We start from the raw sequence: 15,058 nt of genomic DNA, 5'->3' as shown, positions 1-15,058 counted from the left end.
GAGCGGGCTTAGGATCAGCGCAGCAGTTTGGAATCCAGCACCACTGAGGGCTCGCCGATAATGCTCTCGGCCAGCTGCACGAACTCCGCGGTGGTGATGCGGTTGGCCCGCATCACCGCTTGCGCGAGGTCATCCAGCGACCGCTTGTTATGAGTCTTCACGCGGATCTCGCGGTCCAGTTCCTGCAACACCACCACCGCCCGCGACACCGTCGCGCCACTGACGTGCTCGCCGCGCAGGCTGGTCACGCCCTTACCTTCCTTTGCCAATCGCGCCTGTATTGCCTGATAGCGCTCGTCGGTGATGCCACCGGCCCGACGCATCAGCTCAATGGCGTAATACTCGGCCAGTCCTTCGCTGATCCAGTCACTGGTGTCGTGGTCATTGAAACGCCCGACCGCCTGTACCACTTCGCGTAACAACGGGCTGCTGCCGTTTTCGCTGACCAGCGGCGTGCGGCTGCTGAGGTAGATCGAGTCCCGCGCCGAGAACGCGCCACGGCGCATCGGGTCGCTGGCGCCCACCACCAGCAGCTTGGTCGGATGCCGTGGGAAAGCCGCCTCCACTTGGGGCCAAACGAATGTCAGCAACGTCAACACATCCATCCGGCGCATGGCCTGGCCCTTGGGCGAAGCCACGGTCACTTCCGTCTCGCCCAAACGCACACGGCGGCTACCGAGGTTGCCGGCGAGCATCCAGCCGGTGGGCCGGTCGAACAGGCGGGAGACGTTGTCGATACGGAATGTGTTCTTGCCGATGCGCGGCCAGGCGGTTTCGATGCTTTTCCAGCCGGCCGGCAGTTCGAAGACCAGGCGTGAGACCAATTCAACGCCGTCCTGCTGATCGAGGCGCGCGGTCGGCACCAGGTCTTCACCGCGAAACAGCGCCCAGCTCGGCGTCATCCGCGCTTCATAGATACCGGCCTTGCGCGCATGGGTGAGGCGTACGCGGTAGGTCAGGCTGGCTTTGTCGGCGCTGGGTTGCCATAGGCCGCGATGTTCGGTGATGCTCCACTGGCCGTCAGCCTTGAAATCGCTGTAGTCACCGTCGGAGCCAAGGTCGAAGTTCAAACTGCGCACCGCCGAACCCTTGGACAGGCTCACCCGCACTTCGGCCTGATCACTCAGGGGTAAGAGTTTGACGTGATAATCCAGGTCGACTTTCTTTGCGCACCATGCAGACGTGCTCAGCGTCAGCAACACCATAGATGCTGCCAACTTGATTGCCCCCCTCATACACACTCCTTCTCAGCCCGCGCGGAAAATCAGGTAGTCCTCCCAGTCATCCTCCGGCACGCTGCCTTCGCTGAGCATGCGCCCGGACTGGGAAATGCGTTCGTGGTGCACGGCATCGCGGTCGCCGCAGACCAGGTGGTGCCACAGTGGCAGGTCCTTGCGTTCGCTGACCAGGCGATAACCACAGGTGGGCGGCAACCATTTGAACTGGTCGGCCTGACCCGGCGTGAGCTGGATGCAGTCGGGCACCGATGCACGACGGTTGGGGTAGTCGGTGCATTGGCAGGTTTTCAGGTCGAGCAGTTTGCAGGCGATCCGCGTGTAATAGACGCTGTTGTCGTCTTCGTCCTCGAGCTTTTGCAGGCAGCACAGGCCACAGCCGTCGCACAACGACTCCCACTCCTCCTGGTCGAGGTGATCAAGGGTTTTGCGTATCCAGAAAGGTTCGACTTTGGCGGCCATGGCTCTGCATCGGTATCGGTGGGTGAAAAGGCCGCCAGTCTAGTGCCCAAGGCCTCTGGGGCCAAGCGCTTACGACTGGCGGTGTCACAACACTTGTCAGTCTAGTGGCCGCGCAGTAGCTTTGAGCGCCGAATTGACGATCAGGAACTGCTCCATGACACGTGTTGCCGACTATCCGATCCACACCCAATTCACCGACCGCTGGTCGCCCCGTGCCTTCACCGGCGAGAGCATCTCCCAGGAAACCCTGCTGAGTTTCTTCGAAGCCGCGCGCTGGGCGCCGTCCGCCTACAACTCGCAGCCATGGCGCTTTCTCTACGCCCGCCGCGACACGCCGGATTGGGAGCGTTTCCTGGGTTTGCTGAATGAATTCAACCGTGGCTGGGCGCAACACGCGTCGGCCCTGGTGATCATCGCCTCGAAAACCGACTTCACTGCCCCCGGCGCCAGCGAAGAAACCCCGGCCCTGTGGCACACCTTCGACACGGGCTCGGCCTGGGGCCACCTGGCGCTGCAGGCCAGTCTCAGCGGCTGGCACACCCACGGCATGGCCGGTTTCGATCAGGAACTGACCCGCAAAGAGCTGAAAATCCCGCAAGGGCATGCGCTGCATGCCGCCGTGGCCGTGGGCAAGCTGGGCGATAAGTCGACCCTGCCTGAATACCTGCAAGGTCGCGAAACACCCAGCCCGCGCAAGCCGTTGAGCGAGCTGGTTTGCGAGGGCGATTTCAGCCTCTGAGGCCGATGGAGCTGACAGTGAGTTGCCAGGCGATGGCAACTCACTGAGGGGTTATTGGATCCAATGGCTCACGGCGCTTTAGCGACAAGTGCCGCATATTGCTTGAGTAACCTCTGCTTCTTCCTTTCATAGTCCTGCATCAAGAACGAGACCATGAACTCAGAGGACAACGCGTCCATATCCACCGGGTAAATTTTATTGTCGTTCGCGCTGTACATGAAGTTTTTCAACTGTAAATCGTTGTGGTAAATATCCTTCGCCTCCATCTCTGCGAACGTATCCGCCAGCAGTGAGCGGGCCTCCGGCGGTAAACTGTTCTTGTTGATGTGCGCAAGGTCCACCCCTTCGATCCTGCCCATGACCAGATACCTGCGACCGTCCTCGACGATTGTGCGTGCAAACCCATCGCCATAGTATTTATTCAAATATTGAACGTCGGATAATTCGATGTTATCCGAGGGCGTGTATCGCGTCGGTCCTAAATCCTTATAGGCGCGCTTCCCATCAAGACTGGCGTAGACGACGCCCTCGCCCCCTCTGCCAATCACCGGCCCGCAGTCTGCCTTGATCGACGTTGGAGCACCGCCCTGGAGTCCCAGGCGTCGCCATTGATCACCCTGGACATGCTCGACCAGCAACCCGGTTTGTCGGTTGTTGTGATAGACCCGGGCCTGTACTTTTCCGTCGGCTGTACGCGCCACTTGCCGTACTTCGTAAAGGGCGGTTCGGCCACTGCCGTCGGTATGGCGGATATGCGACAGGTGGCCGTCAGCAGCGACATATACGCCCTGACTGTTGCGTGAGAGCCCGGTAATTCTTGACCGAGGCACGCTGAATTGACGAAACATCCCATTGCTCAGTTCGCCCTCGGGTACGGTCGGCAAGTGGGTAATCTTGCCATCCACCGCGCGGACCCCGGGAGCGAAGTCGTGAATAGGTCGGTCGTAGGGGCGCATGGTTTGCGTATCCAGGGCGTACCATTTGCGCCTGTGCTGCACGGCAACGCCCTCAACATTTTCGCCCGCCACCTTGAAGACCCCGATGGCCGCGTCCCCATGCTGCTTGCTAGCGGCCTTGAGCAGGTCATAACCGCCGGCCGTGCCCCTGAGCACATTGAACTGGCGGACCAGATAACGGCCACCGCCAACCGCCAACCTGCCGCCCCCCACCAGCAGCTCGCCGATGCCACTCAAGGGGTTGAATGCCTCAACGACCTTTGCGCCGATAAACCTCGCAGCCTTGGCCGCCTGACTCGCCGTTGAAAGCCCTTTGCCCAGCACCTTGCCTGCCTGCGCAGCCTTGCCCGCGCCTAAGGTGACCAAGCCCACGACGTCTAGGGCCAGGTCGAAGAGGCCCTGGCCGACATTGCCATGTTTAAAGTTGACGATGGCCGAACGCAATGGGATCAGGCTGCGAAAAAACTCAGCAATCGCCTCATTCCGGGCACTGTCCTGGTCAAACGAGGTCATGCCCCTGGCCTCGTTCAACAGGTCATCGTTCTTCAGGTCGAGGGACTTCACGAATACGTCGGCGATAGCATGACTGCGCTCGGAGTTGAAGCTGTCAGGCGGCTGCGTACCTTCAGGCTGGGCCAGGAACCGCCGGGCGGGCTTATCGTTGCCAGGTTCAAACAGCGCGGTACGAGAGAGGATGTTAGCGTCGCGCTCTTCCATTTTGTCGGCGGTATAGGGTTCAGTGCGGCGACGTTTCAGGAAGTTCTGTTTTTCAATAGAGCCTTGGCGCGTATCGATCAGATAAATATCCACCTGACCATTAGTTTGCGTCGCTTTCACCTCCAGCGTATGCCCTCGGACGTGCAGAGCAGGCGGGGTCAATAAATCACCGGCAATTTTGTATTGGTGGGTGTGAAAGAACTCCAGCTTGCCGAACTCCAGGTTCTTGCGGTCTTCCAAGGGCAATGTCGAAATCAGGTGCCTGACCAGGCCTTGCTGGCCCTCGCCTTGCGCTTGTATAGCACTGTCGTAGGCTGTCTTGAACGGGGTGGCGACCCCTAGTTTGCCGGCCCAATACAGATTACAGAACTTATCGACGGGGAGGCGTTTGTCATTGGATACCCAATGATCTTCAGGCCCCAGCGCTCCCCCTTCCATGACGATATCCAGCATCGAACGCATGCCGGGATAAACGCCGGGCCGCCCTTCCTTTAACCTTGCCTTCTGAATATTCTTCACTTCGAACAAGCGGGGGTCCAGCTCGGGGAATGCCGCTTGAAGTTGCGCAATGCCCATCGCTGAACGACTGGGGATTGCGGTTTGCAGCGCGTCGCTGGTGGTCTTCAGTGAACTCAGGTGACTGTTGAATGCAGTCCTCACACGCTCCATGGCACTCGCCGAGGGTGCCTCTTCGGTATCGATGAGCAGTCCATTGACGGTGCCCCAGTCCTTGAGTGCCTGATAGTCGATCTGTTGGCAGAGCTCTTCGTCGACAGGGAGCGTCTCGGCGCCCAGCAAAATCTCGGCGTACCCCATGCCCAGTGTTCGGCCCGGGGTTTGCGCTTCGATCCTGGCCACTGCCATCGCCAGTTGAGCCCAGAGCACGCTGCCATAGGTCACACTCGCCGGAATGTCTTTGACCAGATACTCAGGTGCCGTCCTGGCCAACAACAGATAGGCCGCCAGAGGGGCGGTTTGTGCGTTGGCCCGGCCTTTTTCAACCAGGTGTTTACCCAACCCCTCAATGACCACCGTGGCCGGCTGCCCCCAATGCTGGCTGCGCGCCAGATCATACCCGGCGACGCTGTTGCGAGCCGGATCAGCCTGACTTTCGGGGTCAAGACCCAGATGGATGGCGGTCAACACATAGTCGTTGTTGGCCACACCCGTCGGGATACCCTCCAGCCTCGACTGGATCGCCTGCCCCAGGGCCTGGGCCTTGGGTGAACCGAGCAGTTTTTCCATCGCGACGATAGGCGTTTTCAAGTCGGCCTCGGACACCGCGCTGCCGCTCATCAAATACCCCAGGGCGCCCTTCTCACGCTCCGCCAACGGCAGACCGGGCAAACCGCTGGCGTTGCTTTGAAGCAGGGCGAGCACAGCCTCCTGGTCGTTGCTGGCCATGGGCTGCGGCCAGGACAGCGCGCCACTGAGGTTGCCCAGGGGATGGACCTGCGCCTGCAGGACGCTCGAATCTTTCAGCGTTACCAGCGCTTCGAGGGTTTTCGGTACCTGCAGGCCGCAGCCAAGCAGGTAGTCCTCAAGGCTGACCATGCGGTTCTCAGGCAGAGTCGGGCCTGGCCACGAGGAGTCTTCGCACACAAACAGTGTTGTACTTTTAAGATGCGACGCCAGCGCCGTTTCCATCCGCTTCCGGGCCTTGGATGCCGACTCATCGGGAACGAGCTGCTGAGTGAGGTCTTGAATCAGACGCTGGAGTGATTGCGCCAGGGCAAGCTGGTTACAGCGGTCTCCCAACGCTTTCTGCAATGCCGATGAAGGCTTGGGTACAGGGGCGTCGGTTGCCGCTGTCCCCCCTTGGCGCTGCAAGGCAACGGGCGGGGCGGCGCTATTGGGAAGCACCAATGGCTGGGTATAAACAACGGGCGAATTCAGAGTGGTCATGTTGTTAGCTGTCCTTAGTCAAGAAGATGTCCTACAAAGTGCGCGCGTCAGCGTTCTTTGCCATCTCTGCGTGGAGCCCCTTGAAAAAAGGTTCCATCTTGACTGTCAGACGGTATGTACATGACCCAAGGTAAACGAGTGCGCCCGGCGGGCGGGCGCTGCCGTCAGTAACCGCGCTCGAAATCCACTTCCCCGCGCAGCGCTTGCTTGGCCTGATACGCCCGCAGGTTTTGCACAAACAGCTCGACCATCAACTCCGGCGACGTCGGCGCCGAGCTGTGGCCGGTCAGCAACAGGCCCCAGGCGGTCCAGAACGGATGGCGCTGCGGCAACGGCTCCTGACGGCAGACGTCGATCACCGCGCCCGCCAAATGGCCCTCTTTCAACGCCTCGACCAGGTCGGCATCCACCACCGCCACCCCGCGCCCGACGTTGATGAACAAGCCGGTCGGCTTGAATTGCTTGAACAGCGCCGCGTCGTACAGATCATGGGTACTTGGCGTGTTGGGCAGCAGGTTGATCACGTAGTCCACCTCCCCCACCATCCGGCCCAACTGGTCGAGCCCGGCCACTTCGATAAACGGCGCCTGCTCGCGTGCGGTGCTGGCGATGCCGTACAGCTTCACGCCGAACGGCACCAGGAACTCGGCCACACGTTGGCCGATATCGCCGGTACCGACGATCAGCGCCTTGCGCCCCGCCAGGCTCTGGCCCATGCGGTTGTCCCATTTGCGCTCGACCTGGCTGACCAGCCGCGCCAAGACCTCGCGCTCATGGCCGAGCATGTAGGTAAGGACAAACTCGGCCATGACCTGGCCAAAGATGCCGACTGCACGGGTCAGGCGATAGTCACGGGGCAAGCCTTCAGCCAGCAACGGCGTGATGCCGGCCCAGGTCGATTGCAGCCATTGCGGGCGATGGCCTTGGCGCAGCAGCGTCGCCAACAGGTCCGGCTGGCCCAGCCAGACCGGGCAATCGGCGGCCAGGCGCGACAGTTCGGCCGAGTCGCCGCTGGTCAGCACTTCAAGGTCCGGTGCCGCTTCGCCGAGCAATTGGGCGTAGAGCGGGTGATCCTGTTCAGCAATCAGAACACGCATGCATAAAACCTTTCAAAAACAGTACGGACGGCCGCCCGCATCCTTACGGCCACCGCCCACTTATACGATTCCATTGAAGCAAGTGCCCCGGACGGAGCACCGGTCGATCACATCGGGTCGTTGCGGCGCAGCAGCTCTTCGGGCAAGTGTTCGATGTACTCGTCCTCGGGGGGCGGCATTTGCAGGTGGTAACCCTGCTTGTCGAGGTTTTCCAGCACCTGCACGATGTCTTCCTGTTGCAGCTTGCGCTCAGGCGTAAGCACCAGGTTGAACGCGTGTACCGGCTTGCCGAACACGCTGAGCAGGCCTTCAGGCACACGCTCAAGGGCGTCGCTTTTCAGGACATAAAGGTACATGCCGGCGCGTTTAGGGCTGCGGTAGATGGAGCAGATACGTTTCAAGGCTGTTCTCCGGCGGAGGCCAGGCTGTCGAGCAGCGCCTGGCCCATCAACTCGCGGCGCCAGCCACGCAACGAGTCTGGCAATTGATAAGGACCATCGGGATAGCCACTTTTGACCAGGGCTTCGAGGGTTTTCTTGCGTAGCATCAGTTCCGGCGCCATCTCCAGGCGTTCGGCTTCAGCCTGGCCAATCGCGCGCAGTTGCTTGATCAGTGCAGCGGCATCCACCGGCAACGGTTCGGCAACGGCGGGCGGCCATTGGTCCATCGGTACGCTGCCGGCACGCTTGATCAGGTCGAGCAGGAACTGGCCGTCCTGACGCACGGTACGCGGGTGCATGTCTTCGATCTTGCCCAGGGCGGCGAGGTTATCCGGCTGGGATTTGGCCAGGGGCCATAACGAGTGCTCACGAATGATGCGGTTGCGCGGCAGGTCACGGGCGCGGGCCTGCTGCTCGCGCCAGGCGCACAGTTCACGCAGCACGGCGAGCTGGGCGCGCGACAGCTTCCACGCCAGCTTGGCGTCGCGGTACACCTCGTACGGGTCGACTTCGCGGCGCAGGTTGGCGACCAACTCCGCACCGTCTTCCAACACCCAGGCGTACTTGTCGTCCGACAGCTGCGGACGCAGACGCGTGTAGACCTCGGCCAAGTGCACCGCGTCTTCGGCGGCATAGCTGACTTGCGTCTCCGACAATGGCCGCTGCAGCCAGTCCGAACGGGTCTCGCCCTTGGGCAGCTCGATATCCAGCACGGCTTGCACCAGGCGCGAGTAGCCCATGGAGAAACCGAGGTTCAGATAGGCGGCGGCCAATTGAGTGTCGAACAACGGCACTGGCAGGCTACCGGTCAAGCGCAGCAACACTTCCAGGTCTTCACTGCAGGCATGCACCACCTTGATCACCGCCGGGTTCTCCAGCAAGGCGGCCAAGGGTTGCCAGTTGTCGATGGTCAGGGGATCGATCAGGTAAGCGCTTACGCCATCACCAATCTGGATCAGCCCGGCAATGGGATAAAAGGTATCGACCCGCATGAATTCGGTGTCGAGGGCGACGAATGGCAACTGCTGCCATTCGGCGCAATGCTGGCCGAGGCTATCGTTGTCGCAGATCCAGTGAATATCGATGGCCACACGGCTCTCCCTTGAAGAATGGCGCGCAGTATATATCGCGAAAGGGGCTAGCGAGCATCCGCAGTGCACAGGCGACCATGAAAACTCAGACAAGAGATGAAGAATAGTCCGACAGGCGGGAGTTATCCTCTCTTACGTAACACGTAAACCCGCCACAGGCTTGAGCCCGGCATGAATTCCTGGTGATGCAGGACCTTGAAACCCGCCTGGCGGAACTCGTCCTCTACGGCGGTACGGGAATTGACCGAGACAATCACCGTGTCACGGCTGACCCGGTGGAACTCGCGCAGCAGGGCCAATCGCCCTTCGCTGCTGGGCACATGGCGAAACAATTCCAGGCAGAAAATGCAATCCACCGCATTTGCCGACAACCCGATGGTAAACGCCGAGCCGTGGAAGGTCTTGACCCGCTTGAGTAGGGACGCCGGGTGGTGGGTGCGGGCGTGGTCGAGCATGCTCTGGGAGTTGTCGGACGCCAGGATCACCCGGTTGATGTGTTCGGCCAGCACCGGCCAGAAGCGTCCCGAGCCACAGGCCAGGTCCAGCACCAACCCAGGCTCACCGGCGACTTTCAGCGCGTGGCGCACCAGCCACTCGTCGCGCCACGATGCCAGTCGCTGCCGCAGCCTTGGCGGGCGTGTATCGCCGCAGACCCTGGCGTGCTCGCGGTCACAGCGTTCGGCGTATTCAATCTCGATGGAGGATGGTGGTTGTGGCGACATCGCAGGCTCATGTGGCTGAAACGGTAGTGAACGACCTTGATTCGCAGCTTAACCACTGCGATGTCAAAAAAAGGTCGAAGCATTCACCACCGCAGCCCGATCACGCCTGATGCAGATACCAACGCCAGTCCTGCGCTCCCACCTCGCCCATGAACTGGCGGTATTCAGCGCGCTTGACCGCCAGGTACACGTCCAGGAATTCAGTGCCAAATGCTTCTCGCGCCCAGCTCGAACCTTCCAGGGCGCGTAACGTGGTGAGCCAGTCGGTAGGCAGCAACGCTGTGGCCTGGGCGTAGCCGTTGCCTTCTACTGGAGCGCCGGGGTCGCGCTGTTCGCGGATGCCGCGATGGATACCGGCCAGAATCGCAGCGGCGGCCAGATAGGGGTTGGCGTCGGCGCCGCAGATACGGTGTTCGATATGCCGGGAGTTCGCCGGCCCGCCCGGCACGCGCAGGCTGACGGTGCGGTTGTCGACGCCCCAGGTGGCGGCCAGCGGCGCATAGCTGTTGGTCTGGAAGCGGCGGTAGGAGTTGGCGTTGGGGCAAAACATCAGCAGTGAATCGAGCAAGGTGCTGAGCATGCCGCCCACCGCCTGGCGCAACAGCGGCGTGCCATCGGTGGCTTCGCTGGCGAACAGGTTATTGCCCTGGGCATCCGCCAGGCTCACGTGCATGTGCATGCCGGTGCCGGCCAGGTCGTCGAACGGCTTGGCCATGAAGCAGGCGGTCATCCCGTGTTGATGCGCCACGCCTTTGACCAGGCGCTTGTAGCGCACTGCTTCGTCCATGGCTTGCAGCGCGTCGGAGCGGTGCTCAAGGGTAATTTCCACCTGGCCCGGCGCGTACTCGGAAATCGCCGTGCGCGCCGGGATGCCCTGCAGTTTGCAGGCGCTGTAGAGGTCGGCGAGGAAGGGTTCGATCTGCTCCAATTCGCGCAGGCCGTAAACCTGAGTCGAACGTGGGCGGCCGCCGTCCACATCCCGCGCCGGTTGCGGGCGGCCGTTGCTGTCGGGCTTCTGGTCGAGCAGATAGAACTCCAGCTCCGCCGCCATCACCGGGTAATAACCGTCGGCCTTGAGCGCGTCGATCACCTTGGCCAGCAAATGCCGGGGATCGGCGACGGTGGCGGGCAGGCCTTCAGTCGGGTGCATGCTGACTTGCACGGCCGCCGTCGGAATCAGGCGCCACGGCATGCGCTGCAAACTGCCGCTGATCGGGTAGGCGCGGCAGTCGATATCGCCCACCTCCCACACCAGACCGGAGTTTTCCACGTCGTCGCCATTGATGGTCAGGCCAAGGATGGTGCTGGGCAAAGGCCGGCCACTTTCGTACACCGCCAGCAACTCATCGCGGTGCAGCAACTTGCCGCGCGGCACGCCATTGTTGTCGAGGATAAACAGCTCGAACATCTCGATGTCCGGGTTTTGTTCAAGGAAGGATTGGGCTTCGTGCAGGCAGGCAAAAACACTCATGGGCATTCTCATACGTAGGGGGCCGGCAGGCGCGCAGGTGCGCGCCATCGAGGGGATGGATCAACGTAGGAATGCGGTATCTGGTGGGCGTGCGTGTCGGCAGTGGAACAAGGCCCAGAACGCGAGATCGGACGGCAGTGTCGCGGTGTGTGTGTCGGAGGAGCCGTCCATGCGGGAATCACAGTGCTAGAGATAACCGCCAGCGTCACACGCCTGCACAGGTGATTAAATTCAGGGTTGACGGAGTTTGGTTGCAACTTGGCTAAACATTCGCCACACCTTGCCACGTTGCCCAACGCTGGAAATAATGAGCCCCCGCCCAAGCCCCAAGGACTCGACCGCATGAAAGCGCCTTTCGCCCTCTGTGTACTGGCAAGTTTGGCAACCAGCGCCCTGGCGGACACCACGCCTTCGCACCTTGACCAGGTGTTGCAGCGCGGCACGCTGACCGTGTGCACCACCGGCGACTACAAGCCCTACACCTCGCTGCGCGCCGATGGCAGCTATGAAGGCATCGACATCGCCATGGCCGAGTCCCTGGCCAAGAGCCTCAACGCAAAAATCCAATGGGTGCCCACCACCTGGAAAACCCTGATGCCGGACTTTCTGGCCCAGCGCTGTGACATTGCCGTGGGCGGGATTTCGGTGTCGCTGGAGCGCCAGAAAAAAGCCTTCTTCAGCCAATCCCTGGGCGTCGACGGCAAGATCCCGTTGGTCCGCTGTGCCGACGTGCAGCGTTACCAGACCGTCGACCAGATCAACCAGCCCCAGGTACGCGTGATCGAACCGGCCGGCGGCACCAATGAAGTGTTCGCCCGCGCCCACTTGGGCCAGGCGCAGATCCGCCTGCATGACAACGTGACCATCTTCGACGAACTGCTGGCGGGCAAGGCCGATGTGATGATCACCGACGCCAGCGAGGCGCGTTACCAGCAAAAGCTCAAGCCAGGGCTGTGTGCGGTCAACCCCGAGCGGCAGATGCAGTACAGCGAAAAAGCCTTCTTGTTGCCGCGTGATGATGTGGCCTGGAAAAGCTACGTCGACCAATGGCTGCACCTGAGCCAGGCCACGGGAGCCTATGACGCTATCGTCAGCCAGTGGCTGGCCACGCCTTGATCAATGCCACAAACGCACGGCACGCGGCACTGCGATAGGCGCCCTTGCGGCTCAGCAGTGCCACGGTGCGTTGGGGCAACGCCGGGCTGATTGCCACCGCGTTTAACCCTGGCTGGGCCTGGGCGATTGCGCTGGGCAGGAGGGTCGCCAGCGCCGTGCTGCGCACGATTTCGATGATCGCGCTGATGGAGTTGGCCTCCATTGCAATCACAGGGTTTATCCCTTGGGTACGACAGTAGTCATCGATGTAGCGCCGGGTCGCAAAGCCCTGGTTCAACAACACCAGTGGTTGCGTCAGCCACTGCCGGCTGTCCAACCCCGGATGGTTTGCGCCGACCACCCCACTCAGCGTTTCCACAAACAGCCCTTCGCACTCGATGTCCGGCAGATGCTCGCCGGTAAAACCAATGCCGATATCCAGCGCGTCTTCCGCCAGGGCGGTTTCCATGCGGTCCTGGGTCAACTCCTCGATGCTGACCGTAATCCCCGGATGCCGCTGGTTGAACTGGGCCAGCAACGGCCCGACCAGGTAGGCGGTAAACGTCGGCGTCATCGCCAGGCGCAGGTTGCCCCGGCTCAAGTCCTGCACGTCATGCATGGCACGGGTGCCGGCCTGCAGGTCCTGCAAGGCCAGACGCGCAAAACGGACATAGGCCTCGCCGGCATCGGTCAGGCGGACACTGCGCCCGGAGCGGTCCAGCAGCGGTGCACCCAGGGTGTCTTCCAACTGCTTGATCTGCTGCGACAAGGTCGGCTGTGACACATGCAGCGCCTCGGCGGCGCGGGTGAAGTTGCGGTGTTCGGCCACCGCCAGCAGGTAACGGATATGGCGCAGCAGCATCGAAGCCCCCAACTATAGGCATGACCAATAGCAACCATCATAAACCGGTCTTGGACGCTATAACTTAAAACTTCCATCCTTGCCCCCATCAGCGACGCAAGGAGAACCTCCCATGCAACATCTCATCGACGGCTTCCGTAAATTCCAGGCCGAAGCCTTTGGCCAACGCAGCGACTTGTTCAAGCACCTGGCCACCACCCAAACCCCCGGCACGCTGTTTGTGTCCTGCTCTGACAGCCGCGTCGTCCCCGAGCTGCTGACCCAGCAGGAACCGGGCGACCTGTTCGTGATCCGCAATGCGGGCAATATCGTGCCGTCCTACGGCCCGGAGCCAGGCGGCGTATCGGCTACCGTCGAATACGCGGTGGCGGTGCTGGGGGTCAGTGACATTGTGATCTGCGGCCATTCCGACTGCGGCGCGATGACTGCCATCTCCACCTGCAAATGCCTGGACCATCTGCCCGCCGTGGCCAATTGGCTGCGCCATGCCGAGTCGGCCAAGGTGATCAACGCCGCCCGCCAGCACGCATCGGACGCCGCCCGCCTGGATTCACTGGTGCGTGAAAACGTGATCGCCCAATTGGCCAATCTCAAAACCCACCCTTGTGTCGCCCTGGGCCTGGAACAAGGCCGGCTGAGGTTGCACGGCTGGGTGTACGACATCGAAACCGGCGCCATCGACGCCCTGGACAGCCGCAGCGGGCACTTCGTTTCGCTGCTCGGCCAGCCCACTCACGCTGCCTGATCCCCCTTTTCCAACCCAGAGGACCTCACCATGTTGCAATCCAACTTCTCGCAAACCCCACGCCTGGCCCTGGCCGATACCGTTATCGACCTCAAGGCACGCAAGAACCTGTCCTGGCAGGACCTCACCGACGGCACCGGGCTGAGCCTGGCGTTCGTCACCGCCGCCCTGCTCGGCCAGCACCCGCTGCCCAAGGAGGCTGCAGACGTGGTCTGCGACAAGCTCGGCCTGGACCAGGATGCCAGCCGACTGCTGCAAAGCGTGCCCCTGCGCGGCAGCTTTCCCGGCGGCGTGCCAACGGACCCGACGATGTACCGCTTCTACGAAATGCTCCAGGTCTACGGCTCCACCCTCAAGGCACTGGTGCATGAGCAATTTGGCGACGGCATCATCAGTGCAATCAACTTCAAGCTGGACATCAAGAAGGTCGAGGACCCGGACGGCGGCTCCCGCGCGGTAATCACCCTGGACGGCAAGTACCTGCCGACCAAACCCTTCTGAGTCGCCCGCGACCGTCTACGCTCTTGTCACATCAACAAGAACGAGGGACGGGTAATGAAGGTATTGTTCCGACTCACCTGGCTGCTGCTGTTGTGTTTCAGCCAGGTGCACGCCACAACGACTCAGGATGAAGACGCCAAGGCGGCCAAGGCGCTGCTGGAAAAAGCCTTGGCCTACTACCACAGCAATGGCGACAAAGCGTTTGCCGCCTTCAGCCGACAGGGCGAATTCATCGACCACGACCGCTATGTGTTCGTGGTCGACACCCAAGGCGTGCTGCTGGCCAGCGGTGGCCCCTCCTCCGCCTTGATCGGCCGTGATGTGTCCGAAGTGCTGGGGCCGGATTTGCGCCAATCCTTCAAGGATGCGCTCAAGGTGTCGGAAGATCAGGGCATCCAGCAGGCCGACTATCGCTGGCAGAATTGGAACGATGGCAAGGTTGAACACAAGCATGTGTTCTATCAGCGCGTGGGCGAACGCATCCTCGCGGTAGGTTATTACCTGCCAAGGGCCACGCCGGAACAGGCCCGGGCCCTGCGCGACAAGGCCGCGACGGCCTTGCTCAAGGATGAAACCGGCACGCTCAAGGCGATCAACTCACTGCAGGGCGGTTTCCTGCAGGATGACCTCTATGTGTTCGTGGTGGATCTCGATACCCAGCGCTATGTGGCCCATGGCACCAACCTGCGCCTGGTCAACACCGACTTCAGCAAGATCAAGGACCCGGACGGCAAGCCGGTGGGCGAGCCGATCCTCAAGTTGATGGCCGAGCAGCACCAGGGCGAATACACATACCGCTGGAAAAATCCGGTCACCGACAAGGTCGAGAACAAGCATGCGTATATGCGCAAGGCCGGGCATTTCATGGTGGCGGTCGGGTATTACAGTCCGTAATAAGGAGTGCAATGCTATTCATTGCAAGAGCTGGCTTGCCTGCGATGGCGGTTCATCAGTTACAGAGGTACTAACTGCCCCACCACCATCGCAGGCAAACCAGCGCCCGCCTTTGAATCTTCAGGG

General features: G+C 61.5%; 14 protein-coding genes. 5 read left to right on the top strand and 9 right to left on the bottom strand.

The annotated features are described in order from the left end of the window. Positions 1 to 14 precede the first annotated feature (14 nt). Both PF1751_RS07625 and PF1751_RS07620 read right to left on the bottom strand, forming a co-directional pair. Positions 15 to 1,235, bottom strand: coding sequence for a hypothetical protein (locus PF1751_RS07625; RefSeq protein WP_029529208.1), 1,221 nt, complete (start codon positions 1,233 to 1,235; stop codon positions 15 to 17). Between the two features lie 12 nt (positions 1,236 to 1,247). Next, positions 1,248 to 1,697 carry a YcgN family cysteine cluster protein gene (locus PF1751_RS07620; protein WP_044286829.1) on the bottom strand — a complete coding sequence of 150 codons (450 nt, stop codon included), beginning with the start codon at positions 1,695 to 1,697 and terminating at the stop codon, positions 1,248 to 1,250. 154 nt (positions 1,698 to 1,851) lie between these two features. On the opposite strand from PF1751_RS07620, the gene PF1751_RS07615 reads away from it, so the two are divergent. Further along, positions 1,852 to 2,436, top strand: a complete 585-nt coding sequence (locus PF1751_RS07615) for a nitroreductase family protein (RefSeq protein ID WP_044286828.1) — start codon at positions 1,852 to 1,854, stop codon at positions 2,434 to 2,436. 68 nt (positions 2,437 to 2,504) lie between these two features. Here PF1751_RS07615 and PF1751_RS07610 read toward each other — a convergent pair whose 3' ends face one another. From PF1751_RS07610 to PF1751_RS07585, 6 genes are all read right to left on the bottom strand, one after another. After that, on the bottom strand, positions 2,505 to 6,014 hold the full coding sequence (locus PF1751_RS07610; protein ID WP_044286827.1) for an OspG family effector kinase: 3,510 nt from the start codon (positions 6,012 to 6,014) through the stop codon (positions 2,505 to 2,507). A gap of 164 nt (positions 6,015 to 6,178) precedes the next feature. Further along, the gene (locus tag PF1751_RS07605) at positions 6,179 to 7,111 is read right to left on the bottom strand and encodes a D-2-hydroxyacid dehydrogenase (protein ID WP_010212132.1); all 933 of its coding nucleotides are present in this window, start codon (positions 7,109 to 7,111) and stop codon (positions 6,179 to 6,181) included. A gap of 107 nt (positions 7,112 to 7,218) precedes the next feature. Beyond that, positions 7,219 to 7,512: a YcgL domain-containing protein gene (locus tag PF1751_RS07600; RefSeq protein WP_010212133.1), complete on the bottom strand. Its 294-nt coding sequence runs from the start codon at positions 7,510 to 7,512 to the stop codon at positions 7,219 to 7,221. Further along, positions 7,509 to 8,642 (bottom strand): ribonuclease D, encoded by a 1,134-nt coding sequence (gene rnd, locus PF1751_RS07595; RefSeq protein ID WP_010212135.1) that lies wholly within the window; start codon positions 8,640 to 8,642, stop codon positions 7,509 to 7,511. Before rnd ends, PF1751_RS07600 begins: the two co-directional genes overlap by 4 nt. 122 nt (positions 8,643 to 8,764) lie before the next feature. After that, positions 8,765 to 9,364 (bottom strand): class I SAM-dependent methyltransferase, encoded by a 600-nt coding sequence (locus PF1751_RS07590; protein ID WP_010212136.1) that lies wholly within the window; start codon positions 9,362 to 9,364, stop codon positions 8,765 to 8,767. Positions 9,365 to 9,464: 100 nt separating this feature from the next. Next, positions 9,465 to 10,835, bottom strand: coding sequence for a glutamine synthetase family protein (locus PF1751_RS07585; RefSeq protein WP_044286826.1), 1,371 nt, complete (start codon positions 10,833 to 10,835; stop codon positions 9,465 to 9,467). A gap of 342 nt (positions 10,836 to 11,177) precedes the next feature. On the opposite strand from PF1751_RS07585, the gene PF1751_RS07575 reads away from it, so the two are divergent. Beyond that, the gene (locus PF1751_RS07575) at positions 11,178 to 11,951 is read left to right on the top strand and encodes a transporter substrate-binding domain-containing protein (protein ID WP_042570728.1); all 774 of its coding nucleotides are present in this window, start codon (positions 11,178 to 11,180) and stop codon (positions 11,949 to 11,951) included. Here PF1751_RS07575 and cynR read toward each other — a convergent pair. Beyond that, a complete protein-coding gene (gene cynR / locus PF1751_RS07570; protein ID WP_044286824.1) occupies positions 11,926 to 12,792 on the bottom strand; it encodes a transcriptional regulator CynR in 867 nt (288 codons plus the stop codon). The genes PF1751_RS07575 and cynR overlap by 26 nt on opposite strands. A 112-nt stretch (positions 12,793 to 12,904) precedes the next feature. Here cynR and PF1751_RS07565 point away from each other — a divergent pair, with 112 nt between their 5' ends. Genes PF1751_RS07565 through PF1751_RS07555 form a run of 3 tightly spaced genes read left to right on the top strand, consistent with a single transcriptional unit; the run spans position 12,905 to position 14,932 of the window. Next, positions 12,905 to 13,537, top strand: a complete 633-nt coding sequence (locus PF1751_RS07565; protein ID WP_010212144.1) for a carbonic anhydrase — start codon at positions 12,905 to 12,907, stop codon at positions 13,535 to 13,537. Between the two features lie 30 nt (positions 13,538 to 13,567). Further along, entirely contained in the window at positions 13,568 to 14,038 is a 471-nt protein-coding gene (cynS, locus tag PF1751_RS07560; RefSeq protein WP_010212145.1) for a cyanase, read from the top strand. 54 nt (positions 14,039 to 14,092) lie between these two features. After that, positions 14,093 to 14,932, top strand: a complete 840-nt coding sequence (locus PF1751_RS07555; RefSeq protein ID WP_010212147.1) for a cache domain-containing protein — start codon at positions 14,093 to 14,095, stop codon at positions 14,930 to 14,932. Positions 14,933 to 15,058 lie beyond the last annotated feature (126 nt).

This window comes from Pseudomonas simiae, assembly GCF_000934565.1.
GTDB classification, from domain to species: Bacteria; Pseudomonadota; Gammaproteobacteria; order Pseudomonadales; family Pseudomonadaceae; genus Aquipseudomonas; species Aquipseudomonas simiae.
Note: the sequence above shows the minus strand (reverse complement) of the source record. Positions and strands in the feature narration are given on the sequence as shown.

Coding starts and splice junctions, on each gene's coding strand:
- cynR (WP_044286824.1), bottom strand. CDS start 12,792: ATGCTGCTGCGCCATATCCGTTACCTGCTGGCGGTGGCCGAACACCGC.
- PF1751_RS07625 (WP_029529208.1), bottom strand. CDS start 1,235: ATGAGGGGGGCAATCAAGTTGGCAGCATCTATGGTGTTGCTGACGCTG.
- PF1751_RS07615 (WP_044286828.1), top strand. CDS start 1,852: ATGACACGTGTTGCCGACTATCCGATCCACACCCAATTCACCGACCGC.
- cynS (WP_010212145.1), top strand. CDS start 13,568: ATGTTGCAATCCAACTTCTCGCAAACCCCACGCCTGGCCCTGGCCGAT.
- PF1751_RS07585 (WP_044286826.1), bottom strand. CDS start 10,835: ATGAGTGTTTTTGCCTGCCTGCACGAAGCCCAATCCTTCCTTGAACAA.
- PF1751_RS07555 (WP_010212147.1), top strand. CDS start 14,093: ATGAAGGTATTGTTCCGACTCACCTGGCTGCTGCTGTTGTGTTTCAGC.
- PF1751_RS07565 (WP_010212144.1), top strand. CDS start 12,905: ATGCAACATCTCATCGACGGCTTCCGTAAATTCCAGGCCGAAGCCTTT.
- PF1751_RS07610 (WP_044286827.1), bottom strand. CDS start 6,014: ATGACCACTCTGAATTCGCCCGTTGTTTATACCCAGCCATTGGTGCTT.
- PF1751_RS07605 (WP_010212132.1), bottom strand. CDS start 7,111: ATGCGTGTTCTGATTGCTGAACAGGATCACCCGCTCTACGCCCAATTG.
- PF1751_RS07575 (WP_042570728.1), top strand. CDS start 11,178: ATGAAAGCGCCTTTCGCCCTCTGTGTACTGGCAAGTTTGGCAACCAGC.
- PF1751_RS07590 (WP_010212136.1), bottom strand. CDS start 9,364: ATGTCGCCACAACCACCATCCTCCATCGAGATTGAATACGCCGAACGC.
- PF1751_RS07620 (WP_044286829.1), bottom strand. CDS start 1,697: ATGGCCGCCAAAGTCGAACCTTTCTGGATACGCAAAACCCTTGATCAC.